This is a genomic window from Clavibacter sp. VKM Ac-2872 (assembly GCF_015351105.1).
In the GTDB taxonomy this organism is placed as follows: domain Bacteria; phylum Actinomycetota; class Actinomycetes; order Actinomycetales; family Microbacteriaceae; genus Clavibacter.
In genome coordinates, this window is the sequence record NZ_JADKRR010000008.1 from 1 (window position 1) to 5,430 (window position 5,430).

The window sequence follows — 5,430 nt, forward strand, 5'->3', positions numbered from 1 at the left end:
TTCCCTGGCCAACCACAACGAGGCACGGACACCAAGTCCGCACCTCACCCGGGACCGGACACCAAGTCCAGCCCCAGGTAAAATCGGTAGCGCCCCGGGTAGGTCTAATTACCCGGGGCGTTACTGCTTACACCGCATGATACTTTGGCGAGCCCCTTTGCTCGCGCTTACATATAAGACACACACAGCGAACGGTAGATCCAAGCCCCAAGTTGCGCGTACCGCCGAGATGTTTCGCACCGGCGGAGGTCCTGCTCAAGCTCCTCGACCGCGAGTCATTCCAGGTCGTGCACGGCCTGGAGCACTACGAGGTGTCCCGGGACGTGAACAGCGTGAGGAACAACCACCCGGATCTCGTGATCCCGCTACCAGCGTGACGGGGTCCACACGGCGGCTCAGCTCGTCACGCGCGTCTCCTCAGTCCTCGACGGCAAGGTCGCGGTCGCTAGAGCGGCTTCGGCTACCTCGACGGCAGCTACTCGGACGCGGCGCTCGATGCCCTCCGTGAGGTCCTCCCACTGCCGGATCGTCCGGAGCGCTCGGATCTGCACGGCGCCGGCAACGATGGCACCGAGCACACCGGACGCGGCGAGGAACCCTACGGTGGTCTGCGTGAGTACCTCGTAGAAGGAGCTCGCGGTGATCGACGCGATGACGATCACGGCCGCCGCCCACACGACGAGGAGCTCGGCGACACACACAACCGTCATCGACGCCACGAACGCCAGCACGCCGAGCGCGATGACCCACCCGCCCCGGATCGGTCGCGGACGCGGCGGGAAACCGTTGAGCAGCTGGCCCCGAGCATCACGGCAATCACCGATCCAGTCCGCGACATACAGCCAGACCGTCATCGCCATGGACACCGCGCGTATGAGCATGCCGACTCTGAATACGACGAGCAGCACCGACGGTGCCGGCATCGCGATGGCGGCTCCGAAGATCCCCCCCCCCCCCGAAGTAGAGCAGCCCCTGCACGGCGTCCGCTGAGCGATCGGATCAACGCCATATCCGGCGGATGACCACTCCGATTGCCGCGATCACGAGCGGCTCAAGAACCACGCTGAGAATGACATTGACCATGACGACCGACCCCTTTAGCCAGGGATAGCAACCCGAACGGGGGACACGGCAGGGGGTTGCATCTGTGGTGGCTCGTCCGAGATCCCGCACGCTCCCCCGTGGACCCCATCGAGGCCGACGTGTGCCTGAGTCAGGCACGCGGTTGGTCGCTACCCTCGCGCAGCAGGTCACGAATCGCGGACTTCTCGACCGACCAGCGCCGCCCATCGAAACGGCCACGGAGCACGCCGTGGCGGAGCCAGCCGGTGATGCCCTGCCGGCTCATCCGAAACAGCCCTGCCACCTCGCTGACCGTGAGGACGTCGCCGTACGCGTCGAGAGGATCCGGGTCCGGCTCGTGCGTCCGGACCGGTCCGTTCGCCGTCGACTCAAGCCACTCCCTCACCTCCGACCGGAACGCAATCCACGAGTGGCCTATCAGGTATCCAGGAATCCTCCCTTGCCAGAACCAGAGGCTCGCCGTCGTTTGACGAATACGCAGCAGATCCCGCAAGTCGCGGGATCGCAGCGTGCTGGGCATCTCGTCCCAGACGTCCGAATCGGTCACGTTTGCATGATTTGAGAACTGCGCGTGCGTCGTTGTCGCGAATCACGACATAGAGAGTTATGGTGGGAACACTCGCGTCAACAGGCGCTGGATCCGCTTGGGGAGGAAGATAGATGGCCCGCAAAGTAGTGACCACGCTCGTTGACGACATCGACGGCACGCAGATCGAGGAAGGCCACGGCGAGACCGTCCCGTTCGCGCTCGATGGCGTCAACTACGAGATCGACCTCAGCGACGACAACGCCGCGAAGCTGCGGACCGCGCTCGATGACTACATCGAGAAGGGCCGCCGCGTCGGCCGCGCGGCGGCCGGGAAAGGCCCCGCCCGGCGCTCCTCGAGCACAGGCCCGAAGGAAGACCTCAGCGCCGCCCGCGAATGGCTTCGCGAGCACGGCCACAAGGTCTCCGAGCGCGGCCGCATCTCCGCGGATCTGCTCGAGGAATACCGCGCCAACAAGTAGCACGCACACGACGAATGAGAGGGCCGACCCGGCACGGGGGCGGCCCTCTCATTCGTCGGTGGGTCAGCCGGCGGCCGACGCCGGTGCCAGCCGGCGGATGGTCGATGGGAGCAGGAGCCCGCCGGCGAGGATCACGGCCGCCAACGTCCCACACGCGGCCGCCCATGGCACGGCGTCGTAGAGGATCCCCGCGGCAAAGCTCCCGAGGGCGGCGGCCAGGAGCGTGGTGGCCTCGTAGAGCCCCAGTGCGCGCCCGATGCGGGCGACGCCGGCGGCCTCGGTGAGGGCGGCTTGCTCGATCGGCAGGATCGCGGCCAGCGCGAGCGCCGACAGGATCCAGAGGACGGCGATCGTCACGGGATCCCGGGCGAGCGCGAGACCGCCAGCGAACGCGGCGCCCGCGACGGCCGCGGCGACGAGGACGGGCGTGCGCCCGTACCGGACCGTGAGCCGGTGCAGGTAAGGCGGTGCGACCGCGAGGGCGATCCCACCCGGGAGCGACACCCACGCGATGGCCAGGGGCTCGAGGCCGAGCTCGCGCTGCAGGTGCAGCACCAAGAGCAACCCGACCGCGGCCTCCGCTGTCCCGATGACCGTCACCACGACCAGGAGCGGCCGCAGCCGCCACGCGAGCTCGCGGACGACGGCCCCCGCGCGCGGCGCCGCTCGGACGGCGTCTCCGTCGCCACTCCCCGGCGTCGACGCCCGGCACCTGCTCAAGGCGAACAGCAGCCCGGCGACGAACGCGCACGCCGCTGCCGCAGCGAAGGTCGGCGCGTAGCCAGCCGCAGCAAGGAGGCCGATCGCCGGCGCGAGGACGACCCACGACCCGAGCTCCTCGGCCGACATGAGCCGAGAAAACGCCCGCGGATCCGTACTGTGGCGGGCGCCCGCAGTCGCGCGCAGCGCGACCCACAGGAACGCGCCACCGGCCCGCGAGACGAGCACGCCGGCGAGGACGACGGGGAAGGTGCTCGCGGTGGCGACGAGCGCGTAGCCGGCGCCTAGCACCAGGGCGGACGCCGCAGCGATCGTGGCCCGGTCGTGCCGGTCGGCGGCCACGCCGCCGAGCGGGCGCAGCAGGAAGGACGTTGCAAGCCCGGCCGCTAGAAGCGCCCCCGTCTGCGCGGCCGTGAGGCCGAGCACGGTTCCGGCGAACAGGGGCAAGGCGAAGTCCACGACCTGGCCGGCGCCGCTCGCGAGCGTCACGCTCGACAGTAACCGCCGCGAGAACAAGGGCTCCGAGGGACGCGTGGCAGTCGCGCTGATCGTCATGCTCGGGCACTTTAGCTCCATCGCTGAGCGATTGCTTTCGTCTATGACTCGCATGCCTTCCGACGGACGCGCGCGTTCACGGTCTGTGGCGGGTAACCCGAAGGCCACCCGCCACAGTGCACTACTCGTCGGGGCCGGTTGCCCTTAGAGCTGCTCGTCCCGTGCGTCGCGTGCGACGTTCGTGGCCTGGCGCGTGCGGATGATGGCGAGGACAGCACCGATCACGATGAGGACTCCGCCTGCTACGCCCCACCAGGTGGAGGCATCGCTCGCCGCCCCATGAGGCCACGACAGCGCGATGAGACCGACGCCAACCACTCCAAGCAGTATTTGAACCAGCATTTTGAATTCCATGTCAGTGCCTAAATCTCGATGTTGCATTCCAGAACTCTTTGCAGACCCCCTGGAGCGCTTCCCCGCCGTTGAAGGCAGCCCCGATGATCGCGGGCCAGTTGAGGGACATGATGCCCCCGGCACCGGCAAAGGCAGTGCCAGCCATACGCAGATTACACCGAAGTTGCAAATCTTTTTCTCGCTGTGTCAACCGGGGTCCGTATGTCGTGTGCACTGCGCGGCCGTGCGACATATAGCATCCCACAGACGATGAGCAGTAGCTGATTGGTTGCTGGCCCCATTGCGCTTGTGCAGGAGCGGCCAAACCAAGAGTCAGTACCGCAACCAGCCCCGCCGCGTAGATTGTTCGTCTCATATGCGTCAACCGCCTCTCGTCGAGATTCGATTGCTCTCTGTCAAGTACCTCGAATCTGCGGCGAGGTTAAAGCAGACGGGGAACTTCCCGTGAGAGAAGCGCACACGTGCTCCTCGACCAACCCCACTACCCGCAGAGCCGCGGCAGCACGAACTACGCCTGACCTGCGCGCACGCCGGACGACACACAGGCGCTCACAGCCATCCCCGCTCAGGGTGATGCGTCGTCCAATCCCAGAAGACCGCTGAACCGTCGGTCGACCCCTCGGGGTTGTCGAACCACAGCGCCTTGTCCCGTACCTCGTCGAGGTCGAAGCCATGCACGGGAGCGGACTCGCCTCGAAACCCGACGATGCGGTCGATGCCGCCCGTCACGCCGACGGGGTTCTCGCTGCGAAAGACAACGTAGAGCCCTTTAAGCCTTGCCAGTACGGACCCGCGACCGGCCGTCGGCTCGAGCCCGATCCAGAGAAGCGGGATCGCGCCGTGGTCGCGCGCGAACCCCCATGCTCGCTGTACCGCGGCGACGGCGAGCATCGACGGCGGCCCGACGGGATCGCTCATGGCCAGCGTGAGATCGTCCGGGCTTTCCTCCGCCCAGGTGAACCAGTCGCCGAGGCGGCAAGGGACATCGACGAGCATGGGTGCAGGCGTGTCGCTGTCACGCCAGATGTTCGTGGCACTCTTGGCGCGGAGCCACTCGGGAATGGCCTCGTTCGGGTGCAGCACTTAGAAGCCGCCGCCAGCGGGACACCTGCACTGGAGGGCTTTGCCTGCCTCCCAGGCAGCACGCCACAGGCTCTCGTTCCACCTAATCATGGAGGCGAGATCCTGGCGCAGGTTGTGGCGCTTGCGGTCCATCCAGGCGGTGAACTTGTCCGCTTCCTGGGTCGTGTTCTCGTTCGTGGTCATCCTTCCTTGCGATGTTTCAGCCTCGCCAATGTGGCGAGAGGTTAGTGGCAGGTGGTGAGGGTACGGTCGATCGCGGCACGGTCGGCGTCGTCGATCGTGAGCTCGTACGTGCTCAGCACGTACGCGAACCGGGTGACGTACAGGCAGTCGTAGCCGGCGGCCGGCGGAAGCCACGTCGCGGGCCCCTGGTCGGACTTCACCTCGTTCGTCGGCCCATCGACGGCCTGCAGGTTGTTGACGTCGGTCGCGAGCTGCTCGCGCCGCTCCCGCGTCCAGGCGGCGGCGCCGTGCTGCCACGCCCACCCGAGGGCCACGAGGTGGTCGATCTGCACGGCCGCGCTCGTCGCCTTCCCGCGGGTGAAGTCGATGCTGCGGCCCGTGTAGACGTCGGCCAGGTGCCCCGTGGCCACGGTGCAGCCGGGATCCGCCTTCGTGTACGTGACC

At 67.4% G+C, this 5,430-nt stretch carries 8 protein-coding genes; 1 reads left to right on the top strand and 7 read right to left on the bottom strand.

Annotated features, from left to right (window positions below; all coding sequences use genetic code 11):
- Positions 1–395 precede the first annotated feature (395 nt).
- Positions 396–908: a hypothetical protein gene (locus ITJ40_RS16790; protein WP_194668169.1), complete on the bottom strand. Its 513-nt coding sequence runs from the start codon at positions 906–908 to the stop codon at positions 396–398.
- Positions 909–1,213: 305 nt separating this feature from the next.
- A complete protein-coding gene (locus tag ITJ40_RS16795) occupies positions 1,214–1,630 on the bottom strand; it encodes a helix-turn-helix domain-containing protein (RefSeq protein WP_370532086.1) in 417 nt (138 codons plus the stop codon).
- Between the two features lie 113 nt (positions 1,631–1,743).
- On the opposite strand from ITJ40_RS16795, the gene ITJ40_RS16800 reads away from it, so the two are divergent.
- On the top strand, positions 1,744–2,091 hold the full coding sequence (locus ITJ40_RS16800; RefSeq protein WP_194668170.1) for an Lsr2 family protein: 348 nt from the start codon (positions 1,744–1,746) through the stop codon (positions 2,089–2,091).
- Between the two features lie 63 nt (positions 2,092–2,154).
- Here the strand turns inward: ITJ40_RS16800 and ITJ40_RS16805 are convergent, their stop codons facing one another.
- From ITJ40_RS16805 to ITJ40_RS16825, 5 genes are all read right to left on the bottom strand, one after another.
- Positions 2,155–3,300, bottom strand: a complete 1,146-nt coding sequence (locus tag ITJ40_RS16805; RefSeq protein ID WP_370532087.1) for an MFS transporter — start codon at positions 3,298–3,300, stop codon at positions 2,155–2,157.
- 210 nt (positions 3,301–3,510) lie between these two features.
- Complete coding sequence (locus tag ITJ40_RS16810) at positions 3,511–3,720, bottom strand: hypothetical protein (RefSeq protein ID WP_228512808.1); 210 nt, start codon at positions 3,718–3,720, stop codon at positions 3,511–3,513.
- A 549-nt stretch (positions 3,721–4,269) separates the two neighbouring features.
- On the bottom strand, positions 4,270–4,803 hold the full coding sequence (locus tag ITJ40_RS16815; protein ID WP_194668172.1) for a hypothetical protein: 534 nt from the start codon (positions 4,801–4,803) through the stop codon (positions 4,270–4,272).
- Positions 4,804–4,986, bottom strand: coding sequence for a hypothetical protein (locus tag ITJ40_RS16820; protein ID WP_194668173.1), 183 nt, complete (start codon positions 4,984–4,986; stop codon positions 4,804–4,806). It abuts the gene before it with no gap.
- 41 nt (positions 4,987–5,027) lie between these two features.
- The coding region (locus ITJ40_RS16825) for an HNH endonuclease family protein (protein ID WP_194668174.1) at positions 5,028–5,430 on the bottom strand (403 nt) is incomplete at its 5' end.